The sequence below is a fragment of the Paenibacillus methanolicus genome (assembly GCF_008124765.1).
Taxonomy (GTDB): domain Bacteria; phylum Bacillota; class Bacilli; order Paenibacillales; family Paenibacillaceae; genus Paenibacillus_Z; species Paenibacillus_Z methanolicus.
Genome location: NZ_VNHS01000012.1, coordinates 184664 through 201889 on the forward strand (window position 1 = coordinate 184664; position 17226 = coordinate 201889).

Annotated in this window: 14 protein-coding genes; 10 read left to right on the forward strand and 4 right to left on the reverse strand. The window is 61.9% G+C overall.

What is annotated here, in order from left to right; translation table 11 throughout:
* Window positions 1-11: 11 nt before the first annotated feature.
* The 6 genes from BCM02_RS28520 to fucU all read left to right on the forward strand — a co-directional run bounded on the left by BCM02_RS28520 (window position 12) and on the right by fucU (window position 8635).
* Window positions 12-1700, forward strand: coding sequence for a long-chain-fatty-acid--CoA ligase (locus BCM02_RS28520; protein ID WP_148932542.1), 1689 nt, complete (start codon window positions 12-14; stop codon window positions 1698-1700).
* A gap of 98 nt (window positions 1701-1798) precedes the next feature.
* Window positions 1799-2218, forward strand: coding sequence for a PaaI family thioesterase (locus BCM02_RS28525; protein ID WP_148932543.1), 420 nt, complete (start codon window positions 1799-1801; stop codon window positions 2216-2218).
* A gap of 236 nt (window positions 2219-2454) precedes the next feature.
* Window positions 2455-3231 (forward strand): peptidylprolyl isomerase, encoded by a 777-nt coding sequence (locus BCM02_RS28530; protein ID WP_148932544.1) that lies wholly within the window; start codon window positions 2455-2457, stop codon window positions 3229-3231.
* 1 nt (window position 3232) lies between these two features.
* The gene (locus BCM02_RS28535) at window positions 3233-6301 is read left to right on the forward strand and encodes a peptidase domain-containing ABC transporter (RefSeq protein ID WP_148932545.1); all 3069 of its coding nucleotides are present in this window, start codon (window positions 3233-3235) and stop codon (window positions 6299-6301) included.
* 478 nt (window positions 6302-6779) lie between these two features.
* Complete coding sequence (locus BCM02_RS28540) at window positions 6780-8207, forward strand: alpha-L-fucosidase (protein ID WP_148932546.1); 1428 nt, start codon at window positions 6780-6782, stop codon at window positions 8205-8207.
* Window positions 8201-8635: an L-fucose mutarotase gene (fucU, locus tag BCM02_RS28545; protein ID WP_148932547.1), complete on the forward strand. Its 435-nt coding sequence runs from the start codon at window positions 8201-8203 to the stop codon at window positions 8633-8635. The genes BCM02_RS28540 and fucU overlap by 7 nt, the downstream gene beginning before the upstream one ends.
* 58 nt (window positions 8636-8693) lie before the next feature.
* On the opposite strand, the gene BCM02_RS28550 is transcribed toward fucU, so the two are convergent.
* Entirely contained in the window at window positions 8694-10607 is a 1914-nt protein-coding gene (locus BCM02_RS28550) for a copper amine oxidase N-terminal domain-containing protein (RefSeq protein ID WP_148932548.1), read from the reverse strand.
* A gap of 237 nt (window positions 10608-10844) precedes the next feature.
* On the opposite strand from BCM02_RS28550, the gene BCM02_RS28555 reads away from it, so the two are divergent.
* The gene (locus BCM02_RS28555; RefSeq protein WP_148932549.1) at window positions 10845-11270 is read left to right on the forward strand and encodes a hypothetical protein; all 426 of its coding nucleotides are present in this window, start codon (window positions 10845-10847) and stop codon (window positions 11268-11270) included.
* 57 nt (window positions 11271-11327) lie between these two features.
* On the opposite strand, the gene BCM02_RS36415 is transcribed toward BCM02_RS28555, so the two are convergent.
* Complete coding sequence (locus tag BCM02_RS36415) at window positions 11328-11453, reverse strand: hypothetical protein (protein WP_281288249.1); 126 nt, start codon at window positions 11451-11453, stop codon at window positions 11328-11330.
* Between the two features lie 206 nt (window positions 11454-11659).
* On the opposite strand from BCM02_RS36415, the gene BCM02_RS28560 reads away from it, so the two are divergent.
* Window positions 11660-13396, forward strand: a complete 1737-nt coding sequence (locus BCM02_RS28560) for a protein kinase domain-containing protein (RefSeq protein ID WP_187434454.1) — start codon at window positions 11660-11662, stop codon at window positions 13394-13396.
* Between the two features lie 74 nt (window positions 13397-13470).
* On the opposite strand, the gene BCM02_RS28565 is transcribed toward BCM02_RS28560, so the two are convergent.
* On the reverse strand, window positions 13471-14436 hold the full coding sequence (locus BCM02_RS28565) for a TolB family protein (protein ID WP_187434455.1): 966 nt from the start codon (window positions 14434-14436) through the stop codon (window positions 13471-13473).
* A gap of 183 nt (window positions 14437-14619) precedes the next feature.
* Here BCM02_RS28565 and BCM02_RS28570 point away from each other — a divergent pair, with 183 nt between their 5' ends.
* Window positions 14620-15720 carry a hypothetical protein gene (locus tag BCM02_RS28570; RefSeq protein WP_148932552.1) on the forward strand — a complete coding sequence of 367 codons (1101 nt, stop codon included), beginning with the start codon at window positions 14620-14622 and terminating at the stop codon, window positions 15718-15720.
* 26 nt (window positions 15721-15746) lie between these two features.
* Window positions 15747-16694 carry a VanW family protein gene (locus BCM02_RS28575; protein ID WP_148932553.1) on the forward strand — a complete coding sequence of 316 codons (948 nt, stop codon included), beginning with the start codon at window positions 15747-15749 and terminating at the stop codon, window positions 16692-16694.
* Window positions 16695-16932: 238 nt separating this feature from the next.
* On the opposite strand, the gene BCM02_RS28580 is transcribed toward BCM02_RS28575, so the two are convergent.
* Window positions 16933-17043, reverse strand: coding sequence for a PEP-CTERM sorting domain-containing protein (locus BCM02_RS28580; RefSeq protein ID WP_148932554.1), 111 nt, complete (start codon window positions 17041-17043; stop codon window positions 16933-16935).
* Window positions 17044-17226 lie beyond the last annotated feature (183 nt).

Below are 17226 nucleotides of genomic sequence, written 5' to 3' on the forward strand. Positions count from 1 at the left end.
GGTGATGGGTTTTGTCACAACAGCCATGGTACCTTCATTATCCGCAAGAAGTGCCTTCGACTTACCCGTATCCTAAGCAAAATCTGGCCGATTTCCTCGTGGAATCGGCCTCCCGTTATCCGAACAACGCGGCGCTCAGCTTCATGGACAAGAAAGTCACGTATGCCGAGCTGCTGCAGGCGGCATACCGGTTCGCCCACGGCATCCGCGGTCTCGGCGTGAAGAAGGGGGACCGGGTGGCCATCATGCTGCCCAATTGTCCCCAGCTCGTTATCGCGTATTACGGCACGCTGCTGGCCGGCGGCACGGTCGTCATGACCAATCCGCTCTATATGCAGCGCGAGCTGGAGCACCAGCTGAAGGATTCCGGGGCCGTGCTGGTCGTCACGCTCGATCTGCTGTTCCGCAAGGTGATGAGCGCCGTCGCCGGCATGTCCGACATGCACGTCATCGTCGGGTCGATCAAGGATTACTTGCCGTTCCCGAAGAACTTGTTCTACCCGATCAAGGCGAAGAAGGACGGCCTCGACCGCGACGTGCAGTTCGGCGGACGGGTGCATGCCTTTCCGAGATTTCTGCGCGCCCAGTCGGCTTCGCCGATTCACGCCGAGGTGGACGCCGACCGCGATCTCGCGCTGCTGCAATATACGGGCGGCACGACCGGCGTATCGAAAGGCGTCATGCTAACCCACTCGAACATGATCGCCAATACGATTCAGACGAGCCTGTGGGCGTACAAAGTCGTCCCTGGCCGAGAGCGATATTTGGCAGCGCTTCCATTCTTCCATGTCTTCGGATTGACCGTCCTGCTGAACCAGGCGGTCATGCTCGGGGGCGAAATGCTGCTTGTCCCGCGATTCGAGGTCGAGGCAATCCTGCAGACGATCAACAAACGCAAGCCGACGATATTCCCGGGCGCGCCGACGATGTATATTGCGCTTATCAACCATCCGAAGATTCGCGAGTACGATCTGTCGTCGATCAACATCTGCATTAGCGGCGCGGCTCCGCTGCCCCATGAAGTGCAGGAGCGGTTCGAGGCGATTACGGGCGGCCGCTTAATCGAAGGTTATGGGCTGACCGAAGCGTCGCCCGTAACGCACGCGAACCCGATTTGGGAGCATCGCAAGAAAGGCTCGATCGGCGTCCCGTTCCCGGATACGATCGCCAAAATCGTCCATCCTGAGACGGGGGAGGATTTGCCGACGGGCATGATGGGCGAGCTCGCGGTGCGCGGGCCGCAGGTCATGAAAGGCTACTGGCAGCGGCCGGACGAGACGGCCAAGGCGCTGAAGGACGGCTGGCTGCGGACGGGCGACATGGCGCGGATGGACGAGGACGGCTATTTCTTCATCATGGACCGGATGAAGGACATGATCATCGCGGGGGGCTACAACATTTTTCCGCGCGAGATCGAGGAAGTGCTGTTCGAGCATCCGGCCGTCGAAGAGTGCGTCGTGCTGGGCGTGCCGGATCAATACCGCGGCGAGACCGTCAAAGTGTACGTCGTGCGCAGGGAAGGGGCGCAGCTGACCGAAGCGGAGCTGAAGGCGTGGTGCAAGGAGCGGTTGGCCGCCTACAAGGTGCCGCGCATCTATGAATTCCGCGACAGCCTGCCGAAGTCGATCGCGGGCAAGGTGCTGCGCCGTAAGCTCGTGGAGGAAGAGCAGAAGAACGAGGGGGCGCGGACGGTCAAATAGAGGCCGCCGCGCCGGCTTCCGGTTCGCGATTCGCCGCGGGGCAGAAGACTCCCGGCATGCACGGCCAATGCAGTCACGGCTGAAAGGAGGAGCATCGGATGGATAAGGCAAACGGCCTGTATGACGAGGCGGTGCTGGAGAAGGCGAGCCGCACGTTCTGGGGCTATCTCGGCTGCGAGCTGATCCGCCAAGACGAGCGCGAGGTCGTCATCGGGCTGGACATCAAGGAGCATCACCTGAACATGATCGGCATTCTGCACGGCGGCGTGCATACGTCGCTGCTCGATACGGCGATGGGCATGATCGCGATGGTTGCCAGGCCGAGCGAGGATGTCGTCACCTCCAGCCTGAACATGCATTTCACGGCGCCGATCCGAACCGGCAGGGTCACGGCGACCGCCTCCATCGCGCACATGAGCGGCCGCATGATTACGGCCGAAGGGCGGCTGACCGGCGAGGACGGCAAGCTGCTGTCGCTGGCGACCGCTTCGTTCCGCGTGATCGAGCGCAAGGGCTGAAGCGCGCAGCCGCCAATATACCCCCAACGAGGTATACAGCGGCAGGCGCGGCGTTCGGTACAATAGAGAGGACGGGGTAACCCGTCCTTTTTGGCATGCCGACTGCGGTTGAGCGACTTCACGCTAGATTGTGCCATGGTCTCCGCAACGGTCGGATATTGTCGATGGCCTATCTACTACGTGGCATCACCCCTTGCTATAATAAGAGGAACGATAGGTAGAAAGAAGTGGGACGGATGGATCAACTGCAAGGCGAAGCGGCGCGCGTCGGCGACCGCGTCATTACCTATAGCGATCTGCTCCGGCATGGTCTGTTGTCGGATACGCTGGAAGCGGTAGAGCAGAGCATCGAGCGGGCGGTCGTGACGGAATGGGCGCGGGAAGCCGGGATTGCGGCCACGCAAGAGGAGACCGGCGCAGCGCTGAACGACTACCGCAAGCGCCGAGGGCTGTATACCGCGGCCCGGACGAGCGAGTGGCTGCGGCAGCATAGTCTGCAGCTGGGCGACGTGACGGACTATCTGCGCGCGGGCATCGTGAAGCGGAAGCTGGCGGAGACGTTGATCGGCGAGGCGGAGATCGCGAAATATTTCCACGAGCATCGGGCATCATTCGACCGTGCCGAGATCTCGCGGCTGCTCGTCGCGGAGCATGGCGAAGCGATGGAGCTCTTCTTCCGCATGGAGGAAGGCGAGCCGTTCTTCAAGCTGGCGCGGGCCTTCTCGCTGGAGGAGGAGACGCGCATGGCGGGCGGCTACGCCGGCGAGTTCGGGCGCGACGAGCTGGGGGCGGAGCTGGCGGCGGCGGTATTCGGCGGGCAGGTCGGCGACGTGCTCGGCCCGCTGGAGACGAAGTCGGGCTCTATGCTCGTCCTGATCGAATCGCTGCGGCCGGCTGAATGGGACGACGAGACGAGCGAGACGATTCGCGGGATTCTATTCGCGGACATGCTGGAGCAGCGTATGGCGCAGGCCGACGTTCAGATGAAGCTATGGGAAGGGGCAGAGGCGTAGAATGGCCGTCATGGACAACATCGACTATTTGCACCGCGTGCCGCTATTCAATCTGCTCTCGTCGGAGGAGAAAGCGGCGTTGGCCGCCGAGATGCGGGCCGAGCGGTACCGCATGGGCGAAACGATCGTGCCGCACGACGCCCCGGTCGACGCGTTCTACATCATCGTGGAGGGACAGGCGCGCAAGATCGGCATCGGCGAAGATCGGAAGGAGAGCAATCTTGGTCTGGTTGGCCCGGGCGAGCATTTCGGCGAGCACGGCCTGGTGGGCGACGAGCGCTCGAATATCGCGATTCGGGCGTCGACGGCGCTGACGGTGCTGTGCGTGAACCGCGGGCAGTTCGAGGCGGTGCTGAACAATCACCCGGTGATGGCGAATTATATGCGTCAGTTTATTTCTTCGGAGGCGCTGAACGCGTTCCTGAAGAACAAGACCGTCTTTACGCACGTCGACTCCTCGGCGATCCGCTCGCTGCTCGATCATCTGGGCGTCTGCGACTACGCGCCCGGCGAGCTGCTCGTAAGCGAAGGCGACGAGGGCGACTCCTTCTATATTCTGAAGTCCGGCACGGTCGACGTGGAAATCGGGGCGGAGCGCAGGGTCGTCAACCGGTTGTACCCGGGCGACTTCTTCGGCGAGCTGGCGCTGCTGACCGGCGCGCCGCGCAAAGCAAGCATTCGCGCGGTCGGAGAGGTAACGGCGTTCCGGCTGGCCAAAGCCGACTTCGACGAGCTGGTCGTCCGCTACCCCGTCATTCTGGATTCGATCCGCCGGATCTCCGCGCACTATTCGGCGTCGCCGATGCCGGTCATGGCGGCCGAGGAGGACGAAGTCGCGGCAGTCGCGGAAGCGGCGCTCGAGCCGGAGCGGGAAGCATCGCCGAAGCTTGTCGACCGCTTGAGACGGCTCGGCCGCAAGCGATACCCGGCGCTCATGCAGCAGAACGAGATGGACTGCGGGCCGACGTGCCTGACGATGATCGCCCGCTACTACGGGATGCAGGCGAGCGTCAACCGGATGCGGGAACGGTGCAACGTCGGCGTGGAAGGAACGTCGATGCTGTCGCTCACCGAGACGGGCGAATCGCTTGGTTTCGAGGCGAAGGGGCTGAAAATTACGGCCGCCCAGCTGGCGGACATGCCGACGCCGTTCATCGCCCACTGGAACGGCAATCACTACGTCGTCGTCTATGATGTCCGTCCGGACGGGGCAGTCATCGCCGATCCGGCCGTGGGCGACGTGGAGAACATCACCTTGGAGAAGCTGGCGAGACATTGGACCGGACTTGTCGTGACGCTTACGCCGACGGACAAGCTGGTGCGCTTGAACGACGAAGAGAGTCTGTGGGGCCGGTACGCCGCCGCCTTCAAGCCGTACGCGGGGCTGCTCGTTCCGGCGGTCGCGCTTTCGGTCTTGATCGAACTCGTCTATCTCGCGTTCCCGGTCATGACGCAGCAAATTTTCGACCGTGTGTTGGACGCGCGCGACTTGCAGCTGCTGCATGTGCTGCTCCTGGCGATGGTCTCGCTCGCGATCGCGAGCGCGGCCGGCATCGCGGTCCGGCAGCTGCTGATCGGCAAGCTCGCCTACCGAATCGACCGGGCGATGCTGGAGAACTTCTATCGGCATCTGTTCCGTCTGCCGTATACGTATTTCACGAAGCGGACGTCGGGGGATATCATCACCCGCGTCTACGAGAACGAGAAGGTACGCCAGCTGCTGACCGACCACGGCATTCAGCTTGCGCTGGACGCGCTGACGCTGCTCGTCTACGGCGGTCTTATGTTCTATTACAACGCGGCATTGGCGCTGATCGCCCTGGCGGTTATCCCGGTCTACGTCCTGCTGTACGCGGTGCTGCTGCCGAAGGTGCGGCGGAACTACCGCAAGCAAATGCTGGCCGAAGGCGAGTCGCAGACGCAGGTGGTCGAGGCGATCGGCGCGATCCAGACGGTGAAGGGGCTTGCGATGGAGCGGGCCGTGCGGGGCAAGCTGCTGGAGAAGCTGTCCGAGCAGCTGCGGCTGCGCTTCGAGGGCAACAGGCTGACCCTGTGGCTCACTTCCGGCCAAGCACTGCTCAGCGCGATCAGCAACGTGGCGCTGCTCTACTTCGGCTCCCGGTTCGTGCTGGCGGAGACGCTCAGCGTCGGCGAGCTGGTCGCGTTCACCGTGCTATTCGCCTCGTTCATGCACGCGCTGGAGGCGATTTCGCAGATGACGGGCACCTTGTCGGAGGCGCGCATCTCGATGGAGCGGCTGAACGACGTGTACGAGTCGACGCCCGAGCATCCCGCGCCGGAGCTGATGCGGACGCTGCCGAGCATCCGCGGCCATATCCGGTTCGATAACGTGTCGTTCCAGTACTACCGGGGCGGCAAAATGATTTTGCAAAACATGAACGTCGAAATTCAGCCGGGGCAGACCGTCGCGCTTGTCGGCCGGAGCGGCTCGGGTAAGTCGACGCTCGCGAATTTGCTGCTGAAGCTGCTGGAGCCGACGAGCGGGGCGATCGCGATCGACGGCTATCCGCTATCGGGCGTCCACGCGGCGTCGATCCGCAAACAGGTCGGCGTCGTGCAGCAGGAGACGGTGATTTTCCGGGCGAGCGTGCGGGATAATATCGCATTGCATGCCGCCGGGGCGGGCGCGTCCGCCTCGCAAGACGACGTGGAGCGGGCGGCAAGGCTCGCCGGCGCGCACGATTTCATCGCGTCGCTGCCGCTCGGCTACGATACGATGATCGGCGAAGGCGGCATGCGCCTCTCCGGCGGTCAGCGCCAGCGGATCGTCATCGCCCGGGCGCTGCTGAACGATCCGCGCATTCTGATCTTCGACGAGGCGACGAGCGCGCTCGATACGGAATCGGAGCGGATCATCCAGCAGAACATGGAGCAGATGCTGAGCGGCCGCACGACGCTGATCATCGCCCACCGGCTGAGCACGATCCGGGGTGCGGACCTCATTCTCGTGCTCGACGGCGGCTTGATCGCCGAAGCGGGCACGCACGAGGAGCTGCTGGCGCGCCAGGGGATGTATCATTATTTGGTGAACCAGCAGAGCGTGTCTTAACGGGCGGGAGCGCATTGGGATTTGCGGGGACGCCGCGCCGGGTGGGCTGTTGGCTTAGAGGCGCGGCTGTAGGTAGAAGAGAGACGATCGCATGGCGCAAGCCGTGCGGTTGTTTTTGCGTTAGCGTGGTGATGGCGTGTTGTCGACTATTGAGCGGGGAGAGAATCAGGTGGGGCGCAATAGTGAGGTGTGACGGTGTGACCGACTATTTGGTGGAGGCATGTAAGGTGCGGCCGACTATTGGGCGAGACGTGAGAGGGGGGCTATTGCGTAAGTAATGTGAAGCCCTAGCGGAAGGGCGGTACGCAGCCTACCATTGGACAGCACAAGCTACGAGCGCAGTCACCGCGTGTAACCGAGCAGCGCGCCACTGAACAAAAAGATCGATAAATCGTCCCTATACACGCCAGCTACCACCGCGTATAATAGGTCTCAAATCCGCTTGAGTTATCGATAACTCAACTTTGGGGGAATGCTCATGATCAGCGTCATCCAGCGCGCGGCGCTCGTCGCGCCGACCGAACGTCAGGCCGCTTTGCAGGACATGGAGTTTTACGCTTTCGTTCATTTCACGGTTAACACGTTCACGGACGAGGAATGGGGCCACGGCACGGAGTCGCCGGCCATCTTCGACCCCGCCGAGCTGGACGCGGACCAATGGGTCGAAGCCTGCAGGGATGCCGGCATGAAAGGACTTATTCTCACGTGCAAGCACCACGACGGCTTCTGTCTATGGCCGAGTGCTTACACCGGGCATTCGGTGAAGAACAGTCCGTGGAAGAACGGTGAGGGCGACGTTGTGAGAGAGGTCGCGGAGGCGTGCCGCCGAGGCGGGCTGAAATTCGGCATCTACCTCTCCCCTTGGGACCGCCACGAGCCTACATACGGCGACTCGCCGGCGTACAACGCTTATTTCGTCGCGCAATTGCGGGAGCTATTGACGGGGTACGGCGATATTTTCTGCGTCTGGTTCGACGGGGCATGCGGCGAAGGACCGAACGGCAAGCGACAGGAGTACGACTGGGACGCTTACTATGCCACGGTGCGCGAGCTGCAGCCCGGCGCGGTCATCTCGGTGTGCGGACCGGATATCCGCTGGTGCGGCAACGAGGCCGGCCACTGCCGGGAATCCGAGTGGAGCGTCGTGCCCGCGTCGCTGCGGGACAACGAGAAGATTCAAGCGGACTCCCAGCAGGCGGACGACCGCGAGTTCGCGAAGCGCTACGATTCGCAGGACGAAGATCTGGGCAGCCGCGCCATCGTCGAGCGGGAAAACCGACTGATCTGGTATCCGGCCGAGGTAAATACTTCGATCCGTCCGGGCTGGTTCTACCACGCGTCCGAGGACGATCGGGTCAAATCGCTGGAGGAGCTGCTGCAAGTCTATTACGGGTCCGTCGGCGGCAACGCGACGTTCCTGCTGAACATTCCGCCCGACCGCCGGGGGTTATTCCACGAGAACGACGTGGCGCGGCTGCGGGAGCTGGGCGAGACGCTGCGGACCGTTTTCCGAACGGATCTCGCTCAAGGGGCGGTCGTATCCGCTTCGGAGTCGGCGCATGGGCATGAGGCCGCGAACATGCTGGATGGCAATCCCGATACGTATTGGGCGCCGGAGGAAGGGACCGAGCGGGCGGAGATCGTCTTCGAGCTGCCGGAGTCCACGACGTTCAACCATATCGTGCTGCAGGAGTACCGGTATAGTCAGCGGATCGAGCGGTTCCAGCTGGAGGCGTTGGCCAACGGGAAGTGGGTGCCGCTGTACGCCGGAACGGTCGTCGGCCGCAAAAGAATTTGCCGCTTCGACGCGATCGCGTCGCGCGCGATCCGCCTGACGATCACGGACTCGCGGTGGCAGCCGACGCTGTCCGCCTTCGCCGTCTACAACGGAGAACGCCCATGCTGAACGGCATTCCGTCCATTCTCTCCCCGGATCTCTTGAAGACGCTGATGGAAATGGGGCATGGCGACGAGATCGTGCTGGCCGACGCCAATTTCCCCGCAGTGAGCTGCGCCCGTCGGATCATTCGCGCCGACGGCCATCCGATTCCAGCTTTGCTGGACGCGATTCTGACGCTCATGCCGCTCGATGAGTACGTCGATCTGCCGGTGCTGCTGATGGAGAAGGTCGCGGGCGATACGGTGGAGACGCCGATCTGGGCAACGTACGGAACCATTATCGCGGAGCGAGCGGGTGCCGATATCGCGGTCGGATTTTTGGAGCGGTTCGCATTCTATGAACGGGCGCGCGCGGCGTATGCCATCGTGGCGACCGGCGAGCGGGCGCAGTACGGGAACGTGATTTTGAAGAAGGGCGTCATTCGGGAGAAATAACATACCGTAAACGAAAAGATGCCGCGGCGGAAGCCGGGCATCTTTCGTGCGTCTGCGGTTAGCTTACGGGAGTATCCAAGACCAATATCGGCAGGTCGACTTTGTTGTCTTCGATCGTGAACGAGTACGTCTGCGATTTCATGGTGCCGTCGGCGCTTACCGCGTAGGCTTTGCCTTTCTTGAGGCCTTCGGTCTTTATCAAAAACTTGCCGTCGCTGCCGGAACTGGACGAGAAGGAGCGGGATGAGCTGCCGTCCACGTATTCGACGTGCACCTTGGCGCCGGTAGCAACTTGACCGCCCGCCGTCTGCACCTTTCCGCCCAGTAGAGGCGGGGAGAGTTGCACCGTGATGTCAAGGGATGTCATCGACGAGGTGTAAACAAACGTTTTCTTCTCAAGTGTCGCAATAGATGTGACAAGCCAGGATGACGAATCGCGGGTGAATAGCGAGCCCGTATGGAAGGGCGTAAGCGTGTAGCTTTGTCCTTCCACGAGCGCGGGCAATCCGAAAGTACCGTCCGCGGTTGCGGGAGACGTGGCGATCTGCTTGCCGGCTGCATCTTCAAGGATGACAAAAGCTTGTACGGGCTCTCCAAGTTGTGATTTGACGGTGCCGGTCATCTGCACGCGGCGTATCGTTTGCGTCGGAAGTTCTTTTAAGCTTGTCGAATAGGTAAACGTCACGACCTCGTTCTGCGCATACCGGCTGAGCTCGCCTGCCATTGGTACAGGAGGCCGAACGAAATAGCGATAAGCGTGTCCGTCCTGAAAACCGTTAGCGGCGTAACGTCCGTCCTTGTTCGTATAGACCGTTCGACTCCATGTCCCGTCGTTCTGATCGTAAAAGTCCGCTTGAACGTTTCGCATCGGCGTGCCGGCATCGTCGAGGACTTTCCCCGTAAGCGAGTCGGCCGCCTCTTTCAATTGCAGCTCGTAACGGTTGGTTTGACCAGCGGTATAGGTGAACGTGAAGGGAATAACGGTATAACCGAAAAGACTGCCTTCCAAATTCGCGGATAAGGTGTAGCTTTTTCCTACTTGAAGGCTGGTGAGCAAATAGGTGCTTGTCCCTTCGATGTGATACGTAGGTTGGCTGTTCTCTCCTCCTTGGCGAACGATCTCGATATCGGAGCTGACGACCGGCTCTCCGTCCGGAAGCAGGAACCGAATAACCGCCGTATTCGGCATCGCCTGCATTAAAATCGGCGGCAGGTCATCCTGATAGACGAACCGGTCGGCGCGCAAGCCGGCGGAATTCGGCCATTCTCCTTGCGCGATATACGTCTGGCCGATCGTTAGACCCGAAAACGAGAAACGTCCTAACGTATCGGTGACGGCCTCGGAATGCTTCCGTTGACTGCCATCGGGGAGCACTTGCCAAAGCTCGATATTCCAGGTGTTACCGGTTGAGCCCTGCACTTCCCCTCTAATCCAGCCGGGGGCGTTCTGTTCGGATAATGGCCCGTCCGGTTGGCCGGATTGAGTCGACGTAGACGCGGTTGGCGAGCTGCCGGTCGTCTCCCCGGCTTTCCGGTTTAATGTGATCGCCCGCGACGCCGGGTTCCATGCCACCGTATACTGAGACGCTTCACCCACGAAACGCAGCGGGACGTAGGCGACGCCGTTCACCGCTTCCGGGGCTGCGGACAGCGTCGCTTGCTTCCCGTTCACGGTGGCGGTCCGGCTGCCGAGCTTCAGGACGATGTCGGTTTGCCCGCCTCGTCCCGTGATTTGCCGCTGCTGCGGGTCCCAGGTAACGGGAATGCCGAGCGCTTCGAAAATCGGCCGGAACGGCACGAGCGTCGTGCCGCCACGCGTAACGGGCGACGCATCCAAGGCGAGCGGCTCGCCGTTCAGATAAACCTTCGTCTGCGCCGCGGGCGCTCCCGGCTGCGCTGCCCAAGCCTGAATCGGCGAAACGGCTAGCAGCAGAGAGACGGCCGCCGTTAGTCCCTTGCGAAATAGCTTCATGCGAATCCTCCATTAGTAGAGTGAGATGGGAATTATTTCTGCAAGTTTTGGTAATATCCTCCTTTACCGACCGCGCGAAGCACGCGAACGGAGGAATTCTGCCTGCGGCGTCACGCTTGACCCGTTCAATAAGCAGTGTTAATTGATACGGAACCCTCAGTCGCCAAGCCTATTGACCGCAATCCTTCTATATGAGATGATGGCGTAATTTCCATTCTAGCAAGGCGGGTGTCATACATGGTGTTGGAGGCCGAAGTTCAACGCATCAACGACGAGGTAAGCGAGATCATACAACGGCAGCTCGGGCGGCATTTCGTCGGGCTGATCGTGCAGGGCTCCGCGGTCAAAGGGGGCGTTATCGCCGGCAGCAGCGATATCGACTATGTGCTGTACGTCGAAGACGAGGCGCTGCGCGAAGGCGGGCGGCTTCCGCTGCCCGTATGTCTGGCGATTCACGGGGAACTGTCGCGAATCGAACCGGCGCCGTTCCGGTATATTCAGTTCAGCGTCGCATCCAAGGCGACGTACGCGTACTTGCCGCCGATCCCTTGCCGGACGTCTGCTGCTTCCGGAGGCGACGAACGCGCAAATTCTCGTGGAGCAAACGATGACGGAGCGAAGCTTGTGACCCGCGGAAGCTTGGCTCGCGGCGGCCGCCAATAACGGCCCTTTAAACAAACAAAAGCCGCCTCGGCCGAGGCGGCTTCATATATAGGAGCTCTACTTTAAATAAAGGTCGAAGGAGGAACTGATCAGCTGAATCCAGCCGATGAACGACATCCAGAGAAGCGCGCTAAGCACCGAACCCCAAATCAAACCGACGCCAAAATTACCCGCATAACGCATGTTAATTCCTCCTTCACTGGCTCATATTTTCATTATATGTAAGCGCTTTAGAAAAATCAACCAAATTGACTATACAATTCTGAAAATTATTCCGGCGGTATACCGCATGCCGAAAGCGCGCTTACGGGATATTGCTTTTTTTCGTCATGATTCGACTCCCGGACCGTTCGCCTAGTATAATGGAAGCAGGAATGGGAGGGGACTTCATGACTGAAATTCCAGGCTACCTCATTCGCGAGCTCATCTTCGAGGACGGCTTCATTCGCGTATGCCGCGCGGAGCACGAAGCGTCGGGCCAAGCGGTGCTGCTGAAGCTCGTGAAAGACGGTCCGCGGGCGATGCTGGAGAACGCGAAGCTGATGAACGAATACGAGATTGCCGGTAACCTTGATATACCCGGCGTGCTGAGGCCGCTAAACTTGCTGCGCCGCGGCAACGGGCTCATTCTGGCCAGCGAGTGGATTCACGGACTGACGTTACGGCATTATATGCAGATGCAGCCGCTCGATGTGCCTTCTTTCTTATCGATAACGATCCAAATCGCGCGCGTGCTGGAGCAGCTGCATGACCAGCATATCGTGCATATGAATATTCGGCCGGACACGCTGATCTACGTGCCGGCCACGAAGCGCGTCTTCGTGACGGGCATGGGCCATTCCGTCCTGACCGGAGAAGGACGGGAAGCGCGCAGCATGCCGCTGATCGAGGGCAGTCCCCCTTATATGGCGCCGGAGCGGACGGGGCGGATGAACGAGCCGATCGGCGGGAGCACGGATCTGTACTCGCTCGGCGTCACTTGCTACGAAATGCTCTCGGGCGGACGGTTGCCCTTCCACGCCGCCGATCCGCTCGGCTGGGCGCACGCCCATATGGCGAAGAAGCCGGAGCCGCTCGATCGGCCGTCGCAGCCGGTACCGCCGATGCTTGCGCGCATCGTCATGAAGCTGCTGGAGAAATCGGTGCGCCTGCGATACCAGAGCGCGCGGGGGCTGCGCGCCGATCTCGAGCGCTGCCTGGCGGATTGGGAACGCGAAGGACGGATCGGGATGTTCGAGCCGGGTCTACGCGAGCAGCCGGTGCCGATCGTGTCGTCCGCCGGCGATGCCGCAGCCTTGGTGCTGCCGGCGGGGACGGAGCACGCCGAGCCGTCGGCTTCCGCCGAGCAAGCCGGATTCGATTATGCCAAAATGCTCGATTTGGCCGCCGTCATGCGCGCCTCGCAAGCGTTCGCGCAGGAAGCGGACACCGGCCGTCTGATCCGCCAGCTGATGACGATCTTAATCGAGATCGCCGGCGCCGACCGGGCCTGTTATCTCTCGCTGTCGCCGACCGGCGCGGTCGTCGAGCATGCGGCCTCTATCGCCGACGGCGGCCGGTTCGACTCGCCGGGCGTGCCGCTCGAGCGCTTCGCGGACATCTGCGCCGAAGCGGTCGGATATGCGCTCGTGCAGCGCCGGACGCTCGCGCTCAAGGATGCGGCCGGTGAAGGCATGTTCGCGGACAACGGATACGTCGCGCGCGGCGGGGTGAAGTCGATGCTCTGCATGCCCGTCACGATCCAGGGCGAATGGCAGGGCCTGCTGTACATGGAGAACAAGCTGACGGCCGGCGCCTTCGAGCCGGAGCGATTCGGAGTGCTCGCGATGCTCGCTTCCCAAATTCACTATGTGCATCAGCTGTTCGCGTATTTCGGCGGCGGCGCGCCGGGATTGGACAAGCCGCGGGCGGGAGCGGCGATCGCGCCCCCTTCCCCGCTGACCGAGCGGGAGACGGAGGTGCTGCGGGAGCTGTCGGCCGGATTGACCAAGAAGGAGATCGCCGAGAAGCTCGTCCTCTCGCCGGAGACGGTGAAGGTGCACACGCGGAATATTTTCGACAAGCTGCAGGTGAACAACCGGGTCAAGGCGGTCACCGCGGCGGTGAAGCTGAATTTGTTGAAGTAATGCGGTTATGTTGGAACGTCAAAAGGCTGAGCAGCGGCAAGCTGTCTCAGCCTTTTCGCGCGCTTGGCAGCGCCTTACGACGGCGACCACTGCAGCGACGTAATGGCCGTGCCGTCCACGATCTGCAGCGGCGCGCGCCGCTGATCCGCGTCCGCCACCCACATTTGCGTCGCTTCGTCCCCGGGCTCCCGACAGCCGGAGGTGTACGCGATGAGGTTGCCGTCCGGCGACCAGCTGACGACGGACGCATAGCAGCTCGCGGTCGCGATCGTCTGGCGACGTCCGCCCTGCGCGAGGTCGGTCTCGATCTGCGCGCTGTAACGTTCGTTCTCCCAGACGGTGGCGCTGTAGGCGACGCTGCGGCTGTCCGGGGACCAGACGGGACTTACGTTCTTCGACAGCGGTCCGCCTTCGAGCCGGTGAACGGCGCCCGTGGCCAGCTCGAGCGTGGCGATGAGCGAGATGCTCGCGCCGGGGTACGTGTAGAGGACGCGGCTGCCGTCGGGCGATAGGCGGACATGATGGATGGGGCCTTCCTTCTGATCCGTCAGCTGCCGGAGGCCGCCGCCGTCCGTCCGCACGCGGTACAGCTGCCCGTTCCCGTCCGCGTCCGGCGCGGCGAACAGCAGCTCCCGCCCGCTCGGGAACCAGTTCAGGTCGTATGCGCCGGGATGGTGGATGGCGGCCGCTTGATGAGAGACGGTGTCGTACAGCGTAATGCCTTCCGGGACGGCGAAGCCGACGATCCGGCTGCTCGGCGACCAATCGAGGAACGTGTGCGATTCGATCCGATTGAGCGCCAGCACGGCGCCGGTCAGCGCGTCGACGACGTACACCCGGCTTTGTTCTCCGATAAAGGCAAGCTTGCGTTTGTTGGGCGACCAATACGGGATGGATGCGCTTACGGCGAGTCCTCTGGTGAGAGGGGCGCACCACCCGTCGGACGGACGGTAGAGCCAGATCGCGAAGGCTCCCCCGCGATTCGACGTGAAAGCAATCAGGCCATAGCCGTTCTGCAGCTGCAATTCGAATTGCTGCACCCGTAACGCCTCCTTTGCGAATGGTTCTAATGGAGTATATTCACAAGCGGCCGCGCTCAGGCGTGAATGTTTTTTCATAATCGGCGAGGCCGAATAGGAAAAAGAAACCTATGGCATCCTATACCAGAAGCGGTTGCGGTATCGAACCTGGATACAAGCGACACACGGGTGGAGGGGTAAGGCATGTCCGGCTTGATCAAAAGCCTGTTGTTATGCGGTGCGGCCAGCTTCCTGCTTGCCGGCTCCGCCCACGGAAGCCCGGCGGAGAAGGAGGCGGACGGCCGGCTGCTCGTCATAATTTCGCGGACCGCCAAGCTCGAGACCGAGCTGCCGGTCGACACCGGGCGATGGTCGCGAATCATCGGGAAGTCTCCCGTATTGGCCAAGCAGCCCGAGCCGGTATCGGATGTGTACCTCGAGGTAGAAGGGAGGCGCTACGTCGTCGATCCGGACTTCGGACTGTACGAGCCGGGAGCACGCGTCTCCGTTCAGCTGCCCGGCCGTATGCGATCGGAGCTGAAGGGCTATTTGACGCTGCTGCGCTCGGTTCACTATGGCGAGTTGTTGTCTTGGCCAGAAGCGACGAAAATCTTGACGATGAAGTCGATCTTCACGGTGACCGATCTCGAGAGCGGTCTTCAGTTCGCCGTTCAGCGGCGCGCGGGCAGCACGCATGCCGACGTACAGCCGCTGACGAAGAAGGATACCGCGGTCATGAAGCTCATTTACAATGGCAAATGGACTTGGAAGCGGCGCGCCATTCTCGTCAGCAAGGACGGGTACCGGCTGGCCGCTTCCATGCACGGCATGCCGCACGGCGGCGACGGCATCCCGGGCAACGATTTCAGCGGCCACTTCTGTATTCATTTCCTGGGCAGCAGCACGCACAAAACGCGCAGCGTCGACCACGATCACCAGGTGATGGTGCATAAGGCGGCCGGCCGTCTGCCGGATTTCGTCCGCGGGGCATCGCCGGAAGAGCTCGCCTCCTTGTTCTTCACGGCGATTAACCAGAAGGACCGAGAGCTGATGGCGATGCTCTTCCCGAGCCGCCATCACGAGCAATTGCCCGCGATGCAACATCACGTGGCGACGATCACGGCGGCGCGCCAGCTGACCGAGCTGCCGCCGGCCGAGGACGAGGGCTTGCTCGAGACGGAGCGCGCCGTTCGGGCGACGATCTTTTGGAAGGAAGGCGGCAAGGAGGAGCGGCGGATCGTCTTCCGCATGAGACGAGCGGCGCCGTGGCAGCCTTGGAGAATGGAACATGTCGAGTTCGGCTAAGACCGGCTTCTCGGGAGGTGACGCCAATGCAGGCGGGATGGGCGGCTGCGCTGCTCGCGCTGCTGCAGCTTAGCATCGGGAGCGCGGAGCCGATGACCGTTGCGCTTCAGGGCGCGGAGCCGCTCGTCGTGGAGCGGGCGGATTACGCGCTGCCTGGCGTGACGATGGTCGATTTGAATCAAATGGATCAGTTGATCGCCAAATTGTCCAAAAAAGCGTACGTCGCGCCGACGAACGCCTATATCGCCGAAGACGGCCGGATGATCGCGGAACGGAAGGGGCGGCGTCTGGACGAGCGCGCCTTCACCGCGCAGTTCTACCGGTATTTCTACGGGGAAGGGGCGGCCTTCGTCGAAGCGCCGTTGCGGCCGGTCGCAGCGCGCGTCGACCGCGAGCTGCTCGCGGCGATCCGCCGCCGGCCGATCGGCTATTACGTGACGTATTTCAACCCGCGCAATCATAATCGCGCGCACAATATCGCGCTGGCGGCGAAGGCGATCAACAATGCCGTCGTGTTCCCGGGCGAGAAGTTTTCGTTCAACAAGGTCGTTGGCAGGCGAACGAAGGAGAAAGGTTATCTGGAGGCGCCGGTGATCGTGCGGGGCGAATTATCGGAAGGCGTGGGCGGCGGCATCTGCCAAGTGTCGTCCACGCTCTTCAACGCGACCGATCGCGCGGGGCTCGAAATATCGGCGCGGTATTCGCACAGCCGCAGCGTGCCGTACGTGCGCCCCGGAAGGGATGCCACCGTCAGCTGGGACGGGCCGGACTTCGTGTTCCGCAACCCGTACAACCAGCCGGTGCTCGTCCGCGCGAACGCCGTGCACGGCAAAATATACGTCGTGCTCTACTCGTCCGACGAGATGGAGTTCGTGCCGCGAGAGGTACCCGGAATGAACGCCCGGGAGCTGCCGGAGGAGACGCCGGCCGCGCATGCCAAGGCGAAGGCGCAGCCGCTTCGCGATCGGCGGTAGACGGGCTGCCCCGCGTCCAAGCCGCGCCAAGCCGCAAATCAAATAAGCCTAGCAAGCGCGCGCCGTTCCGGTTCGCGCTTGTTCGGCTTTGGCCGGGGAGGGCGGGCTGGTCGGGCGTCGCATACTAAGGATGCGGGCATGTCCATGCCGGCCCCCCCAATGCGTTCATGCGAAAAAGCGCATGATCGTTCATGCGCGGGTTCGGCGATTTACCGGAAGGCTTATGCGGGACCGCAGGTCAGCGCGCCTTTCTTTTGCGGCGGTGGAACACGAACCAGGCCATGCCTCCGATGCCGAGCGCGAGCAGAACGCTGAAGATGATAATGTAATACAAATGGTACAAGCTCATGGAAATCCCTCCTCCTATCGAACATTACCCCTATGGAGGTTGTCCAAAAAGTCGCCAATTATGCTAGCGGAAGGCGGTAATGTTCACGGGCATGTTGGGCAAGGAGGAAGGGACGCATGGGATGGGATAGGGCGGTGCGGGAAAGAAACGACTGTCACGGGACGAGCGGCGGCGCAAATAACG

Excerpts from the sequence above, each read along its gene's own strand:
- BCM02_RS28525 (WP_148932543.1), top strand. The coding sequence starts at position 1,799 with ATGGATAAGGCAAACGGCCTGTATGACGAGGCGGTGCTGGAGAAGGCG.
- BCM02_RS28530 (WP_148932544.1), top strand. The coding sequence starts at position 2,455 with ATGGATCAACTGCAAGGCGAAGCGGCGCGCGTCGGCGACCGCGTCATT.
- BCM02_RS28535 (WP_148932545.1), top strand. The coding sequence starts at position 3,233 with ATGGCCGTCATGGACAACATCGACTATTTGCACCGCGTGCCGCTATTC.
- BCM02_RS28540 (WP_148932546.1), top strand. The coding sequence starts at position 6,780 with ATGATCAGCGTCATCCAGCGCGCGGCGCTCGTCGCGCCGACCGAACGT.
- fucU (WP_148932547.1), top strand. The coding sequence starts at position 8,201 with ATGCTGAACGGCATTCCGTCCATTCTCTCCCCGGATCTCTTGAAGACG.
- BCM02_RS28550 (WP_148932548.1), bottom strand. The coding sequence starts at position 10,607 with ATGAAGCTATTTCGCAAGGGACTAACGGCGGCCGTCTCTCTGCTGCTA.
- BCM02_RS28555 (WP_148932549.1), top strand. The coding sequence starts at position 10,845 with ATGGTGTTGGAGGCCGAAGTTCAACGCATCAACGACGAGGTAAGCGAG.
- BCM02_RS36415 (WP_281288249.1), bottom strand. The coding sequence starts at position 11,453 with ATGCGTTATGCGGGTAATTTTGGCGTCGGTTTGATTTGGGGTTCGGTG.
- BCM02_RS28560 (WP_187434454.1), top strand. The coding sequence starts at position 11,660 with ATGACTGAAATTCCAGGCTACCTCATTCGCGAGCTCATCTTCGAGGAC.
- BCM02_RS28570 (WP_148932552.1), top strand. The coding sequence starts at position 14,620 with ATGTCCGGCTTGATCAAAAGCCTGTTGTTATGCGGTGCGGCCAGCTTC.
- BCM02_RS28575 (WP_148932553.1), top strand. The coding sequence starts at position 15,747 with ATGCAGGCGGGATGGGCGGCTGCGCTGCTCGCGCTGCTGCAGCTTAGC.
- BCM02_RS28580 (WP_148932554.1), bottom strand. The coding sequence starts at position 17,043 with ATGAGCTTGTACCATTTGTATTACATTATCATCTTCAGCGTTCTGCTC.